This window comes from Enterococcus hirae ATCC 9790 (genome assembly GCF_000271405.2).
GTDB classification, from domain to species: domain Bacteria; phylum Bacillota; class Bacilli; order Lactobacillales; family Enterococcaceae; genus Enterococcus_B; species Enterococcus_B hirae.
This window is the reverse complement of the sequence record NC_018081.1, coordinates 1,269,653-1,285,712: the sequence shown is the minus strand read 5'-3', so window position 1 is coordinate 1,285,712 and position 16,060 is coordinate 1,269,653. Positions and strand designations below refer to the sequence as shown.

Genomic DNA, 16,060 nt, shown 5'->3' with positions numbered 1-16,060 from the left:
CTTTTAGTGGTTTTATGCTATGATCTTTATATGATATATCTTATAAGAAGGTGCTTTTATGAATCAACCACTATACCAACAAATCTTTCATGACTTACAACAAGCAATTGCTGATGGATCGTTACCTGTTGACAGCCAGGTACCTACCGAAAAGGAATTGTCCGCCAAGTATCAAGTGAGTCGAATCACTTCTAAACGTGCATTAACTGAATTAGAACAATTAGGTCTGATTTATCGTGTCAGAGGAAAAGGCAGTTTTGTCAAAGCAACGACTAGTGATCTTAATAGAAACGATGTGATTAAAAATAGTCGCATCCTGTTCCTACTTCCCTTTTTATCTGACCTTTCTGTCGGAGATTTTACAAAAGGACTAAATCCAGTGATGCAAGAAAATCAGTTAGAAGTCATGATGACGACTGTTGATTTTCTTGCAAACAAAACGGCGAAGGAAATCATGCAAGAATTTGACGGAATGATTTATTATGCGTTTGCGACCGATCAACATCTGGATCTGCTCTTTGAATTATCATTGAAACAATTCCCAGTTGTTGTTTTAGATAAAAAAATCTATGAACTTCCTTTTCCAACTGTCCTTTCAGATAATTTCCAAGGTGGTTCTTTGGCTACGGCTCATTTGATTTCAAAAGGGCATAAAAAGATTGCCTATCTTTTTGGTGAACAGGCGCATCCACAATCTGTCCGACAACGATACTTGGGTTACCTGGAAGCTTTGGACAAAGCCAATTTGCCGTTTCATACAACTTTAGATGCAAAAGGCACTACGATTGAAACGTTACTGACCTACATCAATGAACATCAGGTCACTGCGTTTGTCTGCGAAAACGATCTGGTAGCTATTCAAACGATGAATCATTTAAAACAACAAGGCTATCGTATCCCAGATGATTTTTCGATCGTTGGATTCGATGATATCCAAGCAGCCGCTTTAGTTGATCCACCATTAACAACGATTGCTCAAGATTTCCACCAACTAGGGGAACTTGCAGGAAATGCTTTGATCACTTGGCTCAAAACAAATAACATTCCCGAAGATACGAGCCAACCAGTCTCATTTATTAAACGACACTCAACAAAGGAGATTTAACATGAACATTCAACATATTGATACTCGTCACGGTACAGCCAATCAAGCGAACTTCTCAAATGGGAACTGCCAGCCTTATACTGGTGTTCCTTTTGGGATGAATTACTTTGCCCCACAGACAACTGATCAAAAAGGTAGCTGGTGGTTCCATCCTGACGATCACACCTTCCAAGGCTACCGTTTGACTCATCAGCCAAGTCCATGGATGGGTGACTTCAGCTATTTTGTCTTCACTCCGATCAATGGGTTATTACCTGAAAATACCCTGTTCCATGCACAAAGTTCGTATCGTCCAGAAGAAAGCACATTCTGTCCAACTCATTTAACGATCAACCAATTACGTGATGGTATTCGCTCCACGTTGATCCCTAGCATGTACGGTGGTGTCCTAACCATTGATTACTACAAAAATGAGAGCGGTTTACTTTTGTCGTTTCCTGGTAAACATCAATTAGTTCTAAAAGATCCCTATACGATTGAAGGACAAGTCACTCATTTTGCAGGCGCCGAAGATCCTGATTTTACGTTCTATTTTGTCTTACATTTTGAACAGCCAATCCAATCAAAGGAATTGTCACAGTTAGCAGCCGATGACGCTGGGTCGATTCCGATTTATTTTGGCGACGTAAAAAAACAAGTCATTCGTTTCGGTACTTCCTTCATCAGTTCTGAACAAGCTTTATTTAATCTAGAACAAGAGTTACATCAAACACCTGATGACTATTTGCTGAATAGTTCACAACAATGGCAAAACTATTTTGACCGAATCAAAGTCGAGCATCATGATCCGCAACAGTTACGGACGTTTTACCACAATCTCTACCGTGTATTTTTATTCCCACAAACGTTCTATGAAATCGACTCGACCGGACAAAAAATCCATTATGATACCACTAGTCGAAGTGTAAAACCAGGTGTACTTTATACCAATAATGGTTTTTGGGATACTTATAAAACAGTGTATCCACTTTACTCTTTGATTGCTGTCGAAAAATATGAAGAGATGCTTGAAGGCTTTTTGAACAGCTATCGTGAAACTGGCTTTTTACCAAAATGGCTTTCGCCAGATGAGCGTGGACTCATGCCAGGAACATTGATTGATGCAGTGATCGCTGATGCCTCGGTTAAGGGAATCCGTAAAGATTTAATGGCTGAATTTCTCAAAGCAATGAAAAAAGGTGCTACGATCCAAAGTGAAAAACAAAATTACGGACGTCAAGGAACGACTGATTATCTAAAATATGGTTATGTACCAAATACTTACCACGAATCAATCAACCACACCCTTGATTACGCTTATAGTGACTTTTGTATCAGCCAAGTAGCCACCGGTTTGAATGAAGCAGCAACCGCACAACACTATCAAAAGCAATCTTTCAATTATCAAAATGTCTTTGATCCGGAAACTGGCTTCATGCGTTCCAAAGATCCCGAAGGAAGATTCCGTACTCCGTTTTCTTCCACACGTTGGGGTCAGGATTATGCAGAAGGTAGCGCTTGGCAAAGTAGTTTTGCTGTTTACCATGATTTTGCTGGTTTGATCAATGCTCACGGTGGACCAGATCAATTTGAAGAAAAACTGATTGAATTATGTAACCAAGCACCGACTTTTGAAGTTGGCGGTTATGGTTTTGAGATCCATGAAATGAGTGAAATGGCAGCGATCGAGTTTGGACAAGTTGCCATCTCCAATCAACCAAGCTTCCACTATCCTTATTTATTCAGTTATATTGGTAAACCCGAAATGGCACAACCATTGATCAAACAATTGCTGACACAAACATTTGATGATACCCCGACCGGTTATCCAGGAGATGAAGACAATGGGAGCATGGCAGGTTGGTATATCTTTAATAGTTTAGGCTTTTATCCTGTCACGCCAGGAACAGGTGAATATGTCATCGGGATGCCTTTAATCGACAAAGCTGTGCTTACGTTGTCTAATGGTGAACATCTAACAATCGAAACAAGCCCTAATCACCCACAACAACAATTTATCCATGAGATCACAAGAAATGAAACTAGCTATCGCAAACTCTTCTTTACACATGAAGACTTGTTGACTGGTGGCACGATTGCTTATCAGTTGGGGATTGTTCCTAATCCTACAAAACACGACGCTGAAGACTTCCCTTTTTCTTTGACCAAATAAACAAGCTGACTTATTTGGTTATTCTATAAGACAAAACACCTTCTTTGAATTTCTTAGTCTCAAAGAAGGTGTTTTGATAGATTTAGAATGAATTTTTCGATAAGATTATTTTTTATTTTTTTCTTTTGGCTATTTCCTTTTTTTACTAGTTGTTCAGTAACTTTGGCTAGTGTATCAGTGACCTCTGTTTTGACTTTAGTACCTGTTTCTTTCATGCTTGTATTTATTTTTATTGATGACTTCAATTGTTTTATTTTCAAAGAAGAGAACTTGTTGCCGATTACTTCTGTCTTTTCATTCGTAAATTCTACTGTCTTTTTTAACGCTCGTTTACTCACATTCGTTATCCTATTTTTTCTTTTTTACAATATGCACATAGTTTTTTAGGTTCAGATATTTCTCGTCCACAATTTGTACATTTATACATTGCTTTCCCCCCATTAGTCCGTTACATATCCACTTAAAATATACTCAGGATCCGCTTCGATCATATCAGAGATAGTATGAATCAACGTATGAATATCATCAATTGCTTCTGTTATTGGATTGGTTGATTTTTGAAAATACTCATCTAATTTTAACGCCATTTCTCTAGTCAAAATGCTTTCCAAATCTTTTTTATGGAGATTTAAGCTATAGTTCAAAGCAACATATTCATCTAAATCTGAAAGGCAATTTACTTGGATATTAAAACTCTCATTTATAAATAAAATATTTTGCAAAATATCATTTGCTGACTTTTCTTTATCACCAAATTTCATACGGTTTTTTCGGTAACTGATTACCTTTCCTTCTAACTGTTTTAACAATTGATATTTCACAGTAGTGATATCATTTAGCACATTAACTAATAACTGTTTTTTTATTTGAGGATCTTTTATTAACACTGATTGTTCATATTTCTCTTTAGCAGAAACTACACCTGCGTAACGATCATTTTCAAAATTTTTGATTACTTCGTCTATTTTCAAATTAAGATCATCTAATTTGTCTTCGATTTTTTTAAGTTCTAACATGACTCCTACTACTATTGCCGCAGGACCTAAAGCTGAACAAACGCTTGTTCCATTTTTTAATGTCAAATTTTTAACAAATTCGCCACTTTTTTTATCAGCAATCTGTGCATATACTCCATCTTTCCCAGAGACAAAACGATACGTTCCATTTTTTAGTCCCTTTAATATTTCCGGTGGAATATCTAATACGTATTCTCCTTTATTTATAATTTCCATGACGGTACCACTCGTCACTATTGCCCCATTTAAATGTTTAACAATCTTTTCTGAAAAATGTAATTCCTTCACTTTTTCTACCAATTGGTTTTTTGGAACTCTGATACCCGCTTGCATTATCTCCATATTACGCCCCTCCATTATATTCAAAAACATTATACCGCTTAATGAAAAATAAATACTATCAATATTACTAAATAATGCTACTAAGAAGCAAAAAAATACCTACACTGATCTATATCCACAAAAAATTTCGTTTTTTATATTAAAAAAGCCTGAACTTTTAATCTCCTTCGAAAAAAGGAATTAAAAATTCAAGCTTTTTTTATTTGACATGATTTGTCTCACTATCAAAGGAGCAGACTCAGCCAAAAAATCAGCCGTTTCACTAGCCTAAGAATTCAAACACATCTGCTCGATCATATAGTTTCAATACTTTCTCACATAAAAACTGAGTGAACAATGCTGCCGCAACTGGGACGACTAACCAGCTCAAAACAACAAGAGCCGGATTTAGACCTGCATCTAAAGAAGCTAAAGGACCAACTAAACCAACGATCCCAAAACCAGCCGAGGCAGGGGTTCCTGAAATAGACAACAAAGCAACTGGAATAGCTGTAATCACTGCACTGATCAGACAAGGAACGAGAATAACCGGTCTGCGAAACAGATTAGGCATCATCATCTTCATCGCTCCTAACGTAATGGCGATCGTCACTCCTGATTTATTGACTTTCCACGAGTTCACGATCAAAACGAAAGTCGTTGCTGCGACACCCATTGCTGCCGCTCCTGCTGAAACACCATCTAGTTGGATCGCCACTCCGATTGCTACGGTGGAAATCGGTGAAATGATCAAGAAGGCAAAAGAACAGCCAATCAAGATCGACATCAGTAAAGGTTGTAGTGTCGTGAAGTTATTGATGACCGTCCCGATAGCTGAGGTAATATCTGCCACATAAGGATAGAGATAAAACCCGATCACCCCTGCGCCGACACCAACAACGATCGGAGTCAACACAATCGCTACCGAACCAAACCGTTCACCAATCAGATAAATCAACCCAACTGCGATAGAAGCAGTGATCATCGTATTGATGATATCGCCTGTGCCAGCACCAACATACACACCTGTTTCACCAAGCTCAGGAGTAAACTTCACCACCCCTGACCCGACAAATGCGGCACCAGCCACCACCATCATCTTCATCGGTGCAAAACCAAATTGCAAAGCTATCAATCCACCGATAATCAACGGTGTCGCTAATTGGAAGATGACCGCCATTTGAGCAACAGCCATCGCAAAAGAAGAACCACTAAAGTATCTTAAAATCGCCCCTAATACTGCGTTAGGAATCAATCCGATGATAATCCCCGTTGCTGTACCAGCTAGTACTTTGTTCAGAAAAATCTTTGGTGACATGCTTTGTGTCTGTTCCATCAATTATCCCCCTTTATTTTACCTGCAAGCTATCTTCTTTCGCATGGATCAATTCTGTTAAGAAGTCACAATAAGGTGTTGCAATACCATATTTCTTCCCTTTTCTTGAAACCGCACCGTTGATGTAGTCGATTTCCGTCAAGCGGTGATTCTTGATCAAATCTTGATACATGGATGGATAATGTAATCCGATCGTTTCTGGATCGAAACAAGATTCACAATGAGCGATCACTTCTGGGATATCTAAGTGGATATTTTCAGCTTCTGCCACTGCCGCAAATTCACGAACAATCGTTTCCACCATCTTATGCGCAGTCGAAGTTTGACCTAACCCTGCCATGTTCACATCCAAAATCGTGCATAACCCATTCATCGTGCCATTCACACAAGCTTTACGGTAAATGGAATAATGGATGTTATCAGAGAATTTCGCATGTAAGCCTGATTCTGATAATTTTTCAGCTAGTGCTTTCGCTTGTTCTTCTTTGCCTTCTCCAAGATTTTGCAGCTCAATTGAACCACTTCCAAACAGTTTGACTTTTCCAGGTCCTTCTAAGCCCGCCGTCCACATGGTGTTACCAATATAAATGTTTGCCATTGGAACAAATTTTTCAATGATATCTTCATGTCCGATACCATTCAATAAGCATAATACTTCCGTTTCTTCTTTGATCAATGGACGGATATCTGTTAGCATTTTTTCTAATTGCATCGCTTTAGTAAATAAAATGATCAAATCTACCTGATCTTCTTCGCCTACTTCTGATTGAAGAACGACTGGTAACTTCTCAACTACTTCTTCGCCATTAAAATCTGCTTTTAACCCATGCTCTTTGATTTGTTGAACATGATCTGCCCAACCGTCGATCAATAGTACTTCGTTTCCACCTTGATGTAACATCAGACCGAAACGACTTCCCATCGCTCCAGCTCCTGCAATTGCAATTTTCATGTTTTATTCCTCCCTTTTGCCTTACATTATACCTATCTAAGATTTATTACACAATTTTATTCTATAGGTTGCTCTTCTTTTTCCACCACTTTACGTGAAATCAGCTTGCCTAAGAGAAAAACGGGCAATCCTAAACTTCTCCGTTCAATTGGAAGTTAGCAGAAAGATGTTTTAAATTACTTCCTTCCATCACTGCAAGCACAAAAAAACAAAGTAACCAAAAATCACTAGAAAGCTTTCGGCTACTTTGACAATGATCGATTAGCAGTGATCCCTAAGACAAAAGCGAGCGTTCCTCTCATACAAGAATAAAACCAACGCCCTCAACATTCACGGATCATTCTTCCGTTTCGACCAACATTTTCATTTTTAAGATGAATTCTGTAAAATTTTCTGCACCCGCTAACAATCGCACATTGATCGGATCAGAAACGATTTCGATAAACATTTCAAAAAAATCATTAAATTCTTTGGCTTCATCTTGTGAGATGGCAACTAAAGCTACGATTTGAACAGGATATTCGTCCCATTTTAGGGTTTCTTGCAAGGTCATAATCGAAAGGGCACTTTTTTTCGCCTGTTGTTCCAGCGAGTGGGGTACTGCGATACCTGATGGGAAACTGGTCGATGACATCGCTTCTCGTTTTTCCATCCTCTGGGAAAATTCTTCCTCCACATACCCTGTCACTAACAATCGATCAAACAATTTTTCCCGAATCATTTTAGGTGTCTGATCGGTCGGATCAAATTGATTAAAATAGAGATCTTCAATAATAAACCGATCAATCAAATGAAACATCTGTTTTCGCCAATTACTTTTTCGCTTGGCAGTCACCCGTTTTTGGATCTTTGCAAAATCTTTACGTGTCAAAATAGGATGGACATATACTGCGCCATTGATTTCAGTCACTCTGTCACGGTCAGAAGAGACATACACGTCATTTTCTTGTACGCTTACCTCATGATGATCAACCGCCACGATCTCCACATCTTCCCCTAGCATACTACGAATATTTTGAACGTTTGTTTCTTCAAAATCATGGTAATTGTTGTGATCAACTAGCACTCGCAACTTTGGTCTTTTTTCTTTTTTGCTTTCTAAGTAAGCCCCGATGTGTAAAGCGATAAAAGAAATCTCATCCTCATTAAACCAAATCGCTAATTTTTCCTGTACCAACATCGACAAGTAAACCGCAATGTCATACGTTAACGGATAGGCTGTTTTAATATCTAAAAGGCTGCTATTCCGAGTGAACCGTTCATATTGAGAGCGGTCATAAAGATTTTGCAGATGGATAGCTAATTTATTGAAAAAAGCTTCATCTTGTAAATCAATCAAATAGGTTTCTTTGACTTTCTCTAAAACTTCATTTAGTGTTTCGATCACTCGAGCTTCAACAATTTTGGACAAGGATAGCTCTTTGCGATTCGTAAGATATTCATTTTGTAATCCAATAAAAAGTAAGGATAACTGTTTGACTTCAGCATCAGAAAAATGAATGTGATAAGTATTTGAAAGAAGTTCAGTAATCTCCACACACAATTGAAATTCCGTTGCATCATTTCTTAATGGAAAGTCCTTCACGCTTTTCAGATCATTTCCTTGGCGAATCCGTTCAATACTAATCGCAAAATGAAGCACAATATTGTTCATCGAATAACGATTGATTTTGATTTTGTGTGAAGCCAAGACATCATGGATGGTTCGCTCTAGATCAATAAGCGAAAGCGTGCCAATCATATCTTGGACATGATACTTTAGTTTTTCCTGATAATCGCCTTCCTCATACAATAGCGAAATCATGTAACGCCTTTTATCACTTTCTGATCCTTCTAAATAAATTTGATTGGCTTTGATCGTTAATTTCAATTGTTTGTTTTGAATCTCGTTACGCAAAAGCTGGATGTCATTTTTTAACGTTGACTCAGAGAGAAACATCGTGTCTGCCAGATCATAGAGATCAATGCCATGATTGCTTTTTAACAACGTCAGAAACAACTGTGATTGCCGGTCATTCGTTGCTTGGATCACTTGATTATCCTGGGTAGGTTGTTTGATCCGATACCCTTGATTACTAGAAATAATTTGTTGCTCCGTCTCATTGATCTTTGTGATTTGATTACGAATGGTTCGAGTCGTACAGTTACAAAATGTTGCTAGTTCCGTCGCAGTGACCCAATGCTGCTGTCGTTTTGCAAGATATGCGATAATCTCTCTTTGCCTTTTCGTTGCCACTTTCTATCTCCCCCACACATGTGTTGCTATCCATTGATTTGCCACACTATCTCAAAAAAAGGTGGATACGAAATCCATGTCTCGCATCACACCTATTCTTTAAACTGGCGACTTTACAAATTTTCTCCATTCGATTCAATCACATTTTTGTACCAGTAAAAACTATCTTTTTTGATCCGATCACCACTACCTTTTCCTTCATTATCCAGATCCACATAGATAAATCCATAACGTTTTTCCATTTGAGCAGATGAACAGCTGATAATGTCAATCGGCCCCCATGCACAATAAGCAATCACATTGACTCCATCATACATCGCACGTTTCATTTCTTCAATGTGACTAGCCAGATAATCGATCCGATAATCATCATGAATCTTGCCGTTTTCCAACTGGTCGTACATTCCAAAGCCATTTTCTGCAATAATAATCGCTTTACCATAACGATCCCAATATTGCGACAGTGAATGATACAACCCTTTAGGATCCACTGCCCACCCCCATGGATTAGCTTTCAAGTTCGGGTTAGGTGTCACCGATGCAGGGTTCATATCGTTTTTCTTGGAGTCGACCATTTGCGAATAATAATAAGAAATAGCCAGATAATCCATCGTATTCGCTTGTAAAATGGCTTTGTCTTCTTCAGTGATCTCGAGATGGATATTATTTTCAGCAAAATAATTCAACGCATACTGAGGATATTCCCCTCGAAATTGCACATCTGTATAGAAATACTCCATCCGATTACGACGTAAAGCCAAAATGATATCATCTGGATCGCAAGAAAATGGATAGGCGGTGCAATCTGCAACCATCGTTCCAATTTGCATTTCAGGGTTGAGCTTTTTCCCATATTCATAGATTTTAGCACTGGCAACGAACTGATTATGGATCGCTTGATAGCTAGCTTCTTCGTAATGATCCACCGTATCATAAGGAATAGCAGTTGAATTGAATGGTTCAAATTGGATCAAGTTGATCTGATTGATGACGATCCAATACTTCACTTTATCTTTGTAACGATCTAAAATTGTTTTTCCATATTTTACAAATAGATCGATCACTTTCCGATTATGCCAACCCCCGTAGTTTAAAGTAATGTCTACCGGTGTTTCATAATGAAGCATCGTAATAATCGGCTCCATCCCTAACTCACGGATCTTATCAATCAACGCATCATAATAAGCCAAACCCGCTTCATTCGGTTCCGTTTCATCGCCCGTAGGAAAAATCCTCGACCAATCAATCGACGTCCGAAACGTTTTAAAGCCCATCTCTGCTAATAGCGCTAAATCTTCAGGATAGGTATGATAAAAATCGATCCCATGGCGTTTAGGATAATAGCCTTGTTCATCTGTCATATTCGCCTTCAACTGAGCCAAAGACATTCCTTTATGTTGCTCTTCCGCAATTTCTGCATTTGTTTTATCCGCATGGAAAACATGTAAATCAGCGAGGCTGATGCCCTTACCATCAACTTGATAAGCCCCTTCTGCTTGGTTGGCAGCAATCGCCCCTCCCCAAAGAAAATCTTTTGGCATTTTGTATTCTTTAAACATGAAATACCTCCTATTTAGTTAATTTTTTTGAAAAGTTCCGAAATAACCGAACCATATGTTCACCAATCAATATCTCACTTTGTGCTGTCATCAACGTATCTTGCGCATGACAGAACAACGTAGAATAGCGGATCTGCTCTCCTGAAGCTTCCATTTGTAACGTATCTGTTTGCAAGCCGTGAGCAATCACCACTTCTTTATGTGCCGATTGAATCAATTCTTCTGCTTCATCGAACGCCATTTCCTCCAGTGCATTCAGACCTTTTACCAGTAATTCACGAGCATTACCTGCATGGATCAAAATATTCATCGATAATTCGTTTAGGCTATCTGTTTCTTCCACAAACTGTTGTGACATACTACTACCTCCAATTATTGAGCCGTTGAAGCTTGCATTGCTTTTGCTTGCGCCGCTTCTTGTTCTTCAGCAATTTTTTCTTGTTTTAATAATGAACTATCATATGCTTTAAAAAATGGTAAGAAGATAAACCATGTGATAACAAAGATCAACAGACAGACGATGACCGCACGGAAATCTTGAGTGGCTAAATAAGATGTAAATGGATATGGCATGTACCACAACAAGAATGATTGACTAGGAATATTCACGAAGCCCATATTCATCACAACATAAGAAATCGTTGGTACGATCAGTGCGTTGATCCACATAGGAATCATCAAGTAAGGATTAAAAGCAATCGGTGCCCCAAAAACCAACGGTTCATTAATATTAAAGATCGAAGGAATAAAGACCGCTTTACCAATCGCTTTTAATTGTGCTGATTTACTTAGCAGCAACATCATCACAGACAAGGCCAAGGTAGTCCCCACACCACCCATTGATGAAAAAGCATAACAAGTTTCTTGAGTAGCAATGTTCATTGCTTGTCCACCATTTGCAACAGCCTCAGCATTAGCAGCTAATCCAGCCATATATACAGGATAGATAGCCGGCATCATCACCCAACCTGAAATACCGAACGTATATAAAAAGACTGGGATAAAAACGGATAAGACAAAACCTGGGTAAGATTGCACGATTTTTGCCAATGGACTGAATGCCCAAACGACCACTTCAAAGAAATCAACATTCATTTGTACCGTGATAAACCAACCAACGATCAAGATAAACGTAATCGGCAATAAACTATTAAACCACCCCACCACGAAATCAGGGATCGGTGTATCTTCATCGAAAAATGATCTTTTAGCAGCAAAATTCATCACACAGGCAACAAAAAGACCAGAAATAATCGCAAGAAACATGCCTGTAGCGCCAAACCGAGAAAGAATAAACGTAGCATTTCCTTCAGCAGATACTGTGGGAAATAGTAACATCATGAATAACACTAATCCGGTAGCACCTGAAATCAGCTTTTGACCGCTGTTTCCCTTTTTTTCCATGAGATAATAAGGAATCAAAAAAGAAACAATCAAACCAAACATCCCAAAAGAAAAATTACTAATCATTGAAAAATCAGGTAAACCTGCAAAAATATTTTTTAGCAGAGAAACCACTGTAACTAAAGAACCAACAAAAACTAACGGTAAAGCCGCCATGATCGAATCTTGGATCGCCGAGACCCAAGGATTCTTGACAATTTTATTTACTTTTGGCGCAAATTTGTTCGTCATGAAGTCCATAATTTTATTCATCATTCGTTAGCCCTCCATACTTAAAATCAGATCTAGTGCCTTATCTCCATTTAAAGTGCCATAGGTTGCTTGTGGAATGACTGCTACTTTCACGTTCTTTCCTTCAATTTGTGCTTTGAGATCTGCCAACATATAAGACAAATGCGGACCAATCAACAGATAATTGATCTCATTGATCCGTTCATCCAATTGCGACTCACTAGCCGCTTTCACAGTTACTTCTTCCCCTCTTTTTTTCGCTGCTTTTCGAATAGCAGCCGCCATAAATCCACTAGAAGCACCCGAACCACAAATCAACAAAATATTTTTTGCCATCTTTACCATCTCCCCTTTTTTTCTTACACGTTTAGTTTAGCTACCGAGGTATGCGCTTTCAAACTTACTTTTTTCCTAGGTAGCGGAAATTAATTAACGTGAGGTTCTCTTTTAGCTATTATAGGGTATACTCCTCTTAGTTACTCCACCAGTTCTGTTGAAAAACGAATCCTGATAGTTAGGCTCATATCATCAGCTGGCTAACATTCCTGTGAATATCCCCGTACTTCACTAAAAAAGAAAAACATTCCCACAAAAAAAGAGAGCCGACCAGATTCATTCTGATCACGGCTCCCCCCTCTATGCCATTTTTTGATTTATGCTTTGTTATCAATAAACTCAGTATCCACTAATCATTCCTACCGTTACCTTACCCCAATGAAATCGGTTGAATATAATCTACCTGCCATTTTTGTTCTTTGTCTGAATAATTGAAATACCAGATCTGAGAAAAATATTGTCGCTGATGCTTGTACCCTGATAAGAGCAGGTTATTTTTTCGATCAATCGTATAATCATAGCAACTAAAATCAATTCAGATCGAGAAACTGTCTTCCTCTATTTGACGATAGTTCCCCAACTGTTGCAGTACGATTTTTTTAGTATGATTTTTAATACCTTCTGCTTGATTCTTTTGTAAGACTTGTTGATGCTCCAAAAATAATTTTTTCGTATAATAGCGCGAGGCTTTTTCCATTTTTTCATGTTCCCAAGCGTTTTGAATCGCAAAGAAGCTGGTTTCGATCTCTGAAAGCAATCTTTTCTTCGCTTTCTTTTTCCCAGGCATACGAGAAAATAGCTCTCTGGTCACACTGTGCTGTTCTTTCTTCCTTTTAAATAAAGCAAACGCCGCAAAACCACCAACAGACGCCCCCATTAATACATAGTCCTCTACGTCACCGTATGAACTTGATCGATAATACCCTCGTGATCTTCCGATAATTGGCCGATCGTCATAAAAATGATGTCCGACCGAACTACCACCAAAACTTCCGCCAGATCCACCGCTTCTCGTTGAGCCACCTCCATGTCCACCCGCTACTGCAAAGCCCTGTACTGGCAAAGCAAATAAAAAGAACAGACACAACAAACAAGCCAAATAATGTTTCTTCATGTTCCCCCACCCCATTCATCTTCTGTTAGCAACAATCTAACGCTGAAATCCCTCATTGCTACACTACTAGCTCAAACAGCAATTTCAGAAGCTACGTTATCAGTCCATTTATTTCATACGTTACTTTACAATAAATTGACTAGCAATAACTTAGTTATGAAAAAAAATTAATAAACGAACAAATGAATGTTGAATCTGGGGTTCTGCTTGTTAAGTGTTAATCAATGCATTAAAAGCAAGACTGCTAGATAATGATCTATTCAAATTCTGTATTAACTATTGACTGGGTGAAAAAGAATGCTTATAAGCGTAGGATCTCTGTCGAATCTGAAAGATTGCCTTATCCAATAATCATTGATGAAATTCATCATGAACTAAATAAGAATAAAAAAACACCTAGTGATCTCACTAGATGTTAACGAATCTTTCAGTTTTTTTCCTAGTACGAATATTTATGTTACGCAATTTTTTTCGAAACGAAACATTTGCCGATCAAGAAACGAATAAAAACAAAAAGATAGCTTCCTAGACTGACAATAAAAGCAAGAATCATTGTAAAGGGATACTTAGAAGAAACTTCAATTACCGTTGTTCCTGCTTTTCCTTCAAATGTTGCTAATCCTTCATTGTTTTCAATCTTGGTATTTTGCCCATTCACTTTTGCTGTAGTTCCCCAGTAATCAAACACGGGTAACGTGATTTTTTTATCTTTAGCACCTTTGACTGTATAGACTATTTTGGAATCAGAAGCTTTATATGCTGCTGTTTGCCATTCATTGTCTACTCTTATTTCATGCTTTTGCACATGCTCCTTATATTTCATGGCTTCTAGTGGTGCATAGTCAAAGACCCCTCCAACACCTACAGTGATGTAACTACCTAGAGTGTCTTTATTCACCTCTAAATGGTCACCTAGTGTTGGCACTTTGTGATTATAATTGGCTTTAGTGGCTGCCGAAACAACAAACATAAAACAAACAATCGCTGCAATACCAAGTATTCTTTTTTTCTGTCCAAATACCATCCTATTAAAAACAATGGATAAAATTAATGAGCCAAAAAGTACCTGAAATCCTAATATCCGCCAAGGAAATTGAAGCAATCGAACGGGTGTATTTTGCAATAGTGCCCATGGGACCAGCTTAGTTGATAATAACCAAGTAGCTACTGCAATCAGGTAAATCACTTTTTCCTTGCTCGTTAGCTTTTTAAAATACACAAGCGGAAGAATCAAAGAAACAATCCCGATAATCCCGATTGTAAAGGAGGCCAAATCATTATTCATGGCCCCAATCAAACTATCAGATACATTGATCGCTTGATTTTGCAGATCTGTTTTTCCTGGCTGATTGATGGATTGATACATGGTTTGCTTGAACATAGGATACCAAAAATAGGCCGTTAAAAGAATCGTCATTCCCACAGCTTTTGACATCTCCAACACCAAGCGAATGGTTTCTTCCTTATTTAGTTTATTCACAATCAGTTTGCCTATGATCATCATTCCAATGAAAAACGCACACATGAAAGTAGAGAGAACATGCGTATAAACAAGCAAACTCATACTGATTGCTAACGGGATCGCAGCCGTTGCTTTCTCATAGATCATTTTGTAAGCATAATACAAAACTACAGGCATAATCGTCAGTGCAATCGCTTCTGCAATCGCTGAACGATGGTAAATATCAATCGTTCGATAACTATAAAATGTATACAGACAGCTAAATAAAAAGGCAGCATCTACTCGCTTTAAAAATTTTTGACCATAATAAAACATCAATAGGATGGTACAAACATTCAACACCCATACGTATAAAATATAACTTACGATCAAATTATTGGTAATCCAATAAAAAATTACCGATGGAAAAAGGGTCAAGTAGGGGTAAAAATAGTTCACACCGCTGCCATAACTATTAAAAGTCGTAAAATTGATTGGTCCTGATAATATAGAGGATAATCCTTTAATTCTGGAAAGATGAAATGCGATATCTCCTGTCGTAGAAATCGTTTGTGCATGCCTAAAATAATTCACAGAATAAAGACCCGCAATAAGTATTAATATAACAAATAAGAGCAATTTTTTCTTTGTTTTCATTAGTAACTCCTTTCAAAAAATCATAATAAGTATAACGTAATTCTTGGAATTTTTCATAAATTTTTCTGTTTTATTTAGTAAACTATCCTTTTAGAAACAGAAAAAAAGACTGAGACATCACTCTTTGCTCTGGAAACAGATAAATGGTGTTCAAGCATCAGCTCCTTGAAATAAGCCTAAATTTTTCAAAAACACGAGAA

12 protein-coding genes and 1 pseudogene are annotated in these 16,060 nt (G+C 37.9%); 2 read left to right on the top strand and 11 right to left on the bottom strand.

Going from position 1 to position 16,060, the window contains the following annotated elements; translation table 11 throughout:
• Nucleotides 1-58: 58 nt before the first annotated feature.
• Nucleotides 59-1,105, top strand: a complete 1,047-nt coding sequence (locus EHR_RS06160) for a GntR family transcriptional regulator (RefSeq protein ID WP_010737057.1) — start codon at nucleotides 59-61, stop codon at nucleotides 1,103-1,105.
• Nucleotides 1,053-3,257 carry a GH92 family glycosyl hydrolase gene (locus EHR_RS06155; RefSeq protein WP_071859334.1) on the top strand — a complete coding sequence of 735 codons (2,205 nt, stop codon included), beginning with the start codon at nucleotides 1,053-1,055 and terminating at the stop codon, nucleotides 3,255-3,257. The genes EHR_RS06160 and EHR_RS06155 overlap by 53 nt, the downstream gene beginning before the upstream one ends.
• 59 nt (nucleotides 3,258-3,316) lie before the next feature.
• Here EHR_RS06155 and EHR_RS06150 read toward each other — a convergent pair whose 3' ends face one another.
• The 11 genes and pseudogenes from EHR_RS06150 to EHR_RS06100 all read right to left on the bottom strand — a co-directional run bounded on the left by EHR_RS06150 (nucleotide 3,317) and on the right by EHR_RS06100 (nucleotide 15,860).
• On the bottom strand, nucleotides 3,317-3,595 hold the full coding sequence (locus EHR_RS06150) for a hypothetical protein (RefSeq protein WP_014834436.1): 279 nt from the start codon (nucleotides 3,593-3,595) through the stop codon (nucleotides 3,317-3,319).
• A gap of 102 nt (nucleotides 3,596-3,697) precedes the next feature.
• A complete protein-coding gene (locus EHR_RS06145) occupies nucleotides 3,698-4,615 on the bottom strand; it encodes a hypothetical protein (protein ID WP_010737054.1) in 918 nt (305 codons plus the stop codon).
• A gap of 262 nt (nucleotides 4,616-4,877) precedes the next feature.
• Complete coding sequence (locus EHR_RS06140; RefSeq protein ID WP_010720927.1) at nucleotides 4,878-5,930, bottom strand: PTS sugar transporter subunit IIC; 1,053 nt, start codon at nucleotides 5,928-5,930, stop codon at nucleotides 4,878-4,880.
• Nucleotides 5,931-5,943: 13 nt separating this feature from the next.
• Nucleotides 5,944-6,882, bottom strand: a complete 939-nt coding sequence (locus tag EHR_RS06135; protein ID WP_010720928.1) for a 2-dehydropantoate 2-reductase — start codon at nucleotides 6,880-6,882, stop codon at nucleotides 5,944-5,946.
• Between the two features lie 337 nt (nucleotides 6,883-7,219).
• Nucleotides 7,220-9,118 carry a BglG family transcription antiterminator gene (locus tag EHR_RS06130; RefSeq protein ID WP_010737053.1) on the bottom strand — a complete coding sequence of 633 codons (1,899 nt, stop codon included), beginning with the start codon at nucleotides 9,116-9,118 and terminating at the stop codon, nucleotides 7,220-7,222.
• A 113-nt stretch (nucleotides 9,119-9,231) separates the two neighbouring features.
• Nucleotides 9,232-10,677: a glycoside hydrolase family 1 protein gene (locus EHR_RS06125; protein ID WP_010737052.1), complete on the bottom strand. Its 1,446-nt coding sequence runs from the start codon at nucleotides 10,675-10,677 to the stop codon at nucleotides 9,232-9,234.
• Nucleotides 10,678-10,687: 10 nt separating this feature from the next.
• Nucleotides 10,688-11,035: a PTS sugar transporter subunit IIA gene (locus EHR_RS06120; RefSeq protein WP_010720932.1), complete on the bottom strand. Its 348-nt coding sequence runs from the start codon at nucleotides 11,033-11,035 to the stop codon at nucleotides 10,688-10,690.
• 14 nt (nucleotides 11,036-11,049) lie between these two features.
• On the bottom strand, nucleotides 11,050-12,333 hold the full coding sequence (locus tag EHR_RS06115) for a PTS sugar transporter subunit IIC (protein ID WP_211213180.1): 1,284 nt from the start codon (nucleotides 12,331-12,333) through the stop codon (nucleotides 11,050-11,052).
• Between the two features lie 6 nt (nucleotides 12,334-12,339).
• A complete protein-coding gene (locus EHR_RS06110; RefSeq protein ID WP_196763502.1) occupies nucleotides 12,340-12,657 on the bottom strand; it encodes a PTS sugar transporter subunit IIB in 318 nt (105 codons plus the stop codon).
• A 361-nt stretch (nucleotides 12,658-13,018) separates the two neighbouring features.
• Nucleotides 13,019-13,762, bottom strand: a pseudogene (locus tag EHR_RS06105) (Tim44 domain-containing protein).
• A gap of 457 nt (nucleotides 13,763-14,219) precedes the next feature.
• Entirely contained in the window at nucleotides 14,220-15,860 is a 1,641-nt protein-coding gene (locus EHR_RS06100; RefSeq protein WP_010737049.1) for a glycosyltransferase family protein, read from the bottom strand.
• Nucleotides 15,861-16,060: the final 200 nt, after the last annotated feature.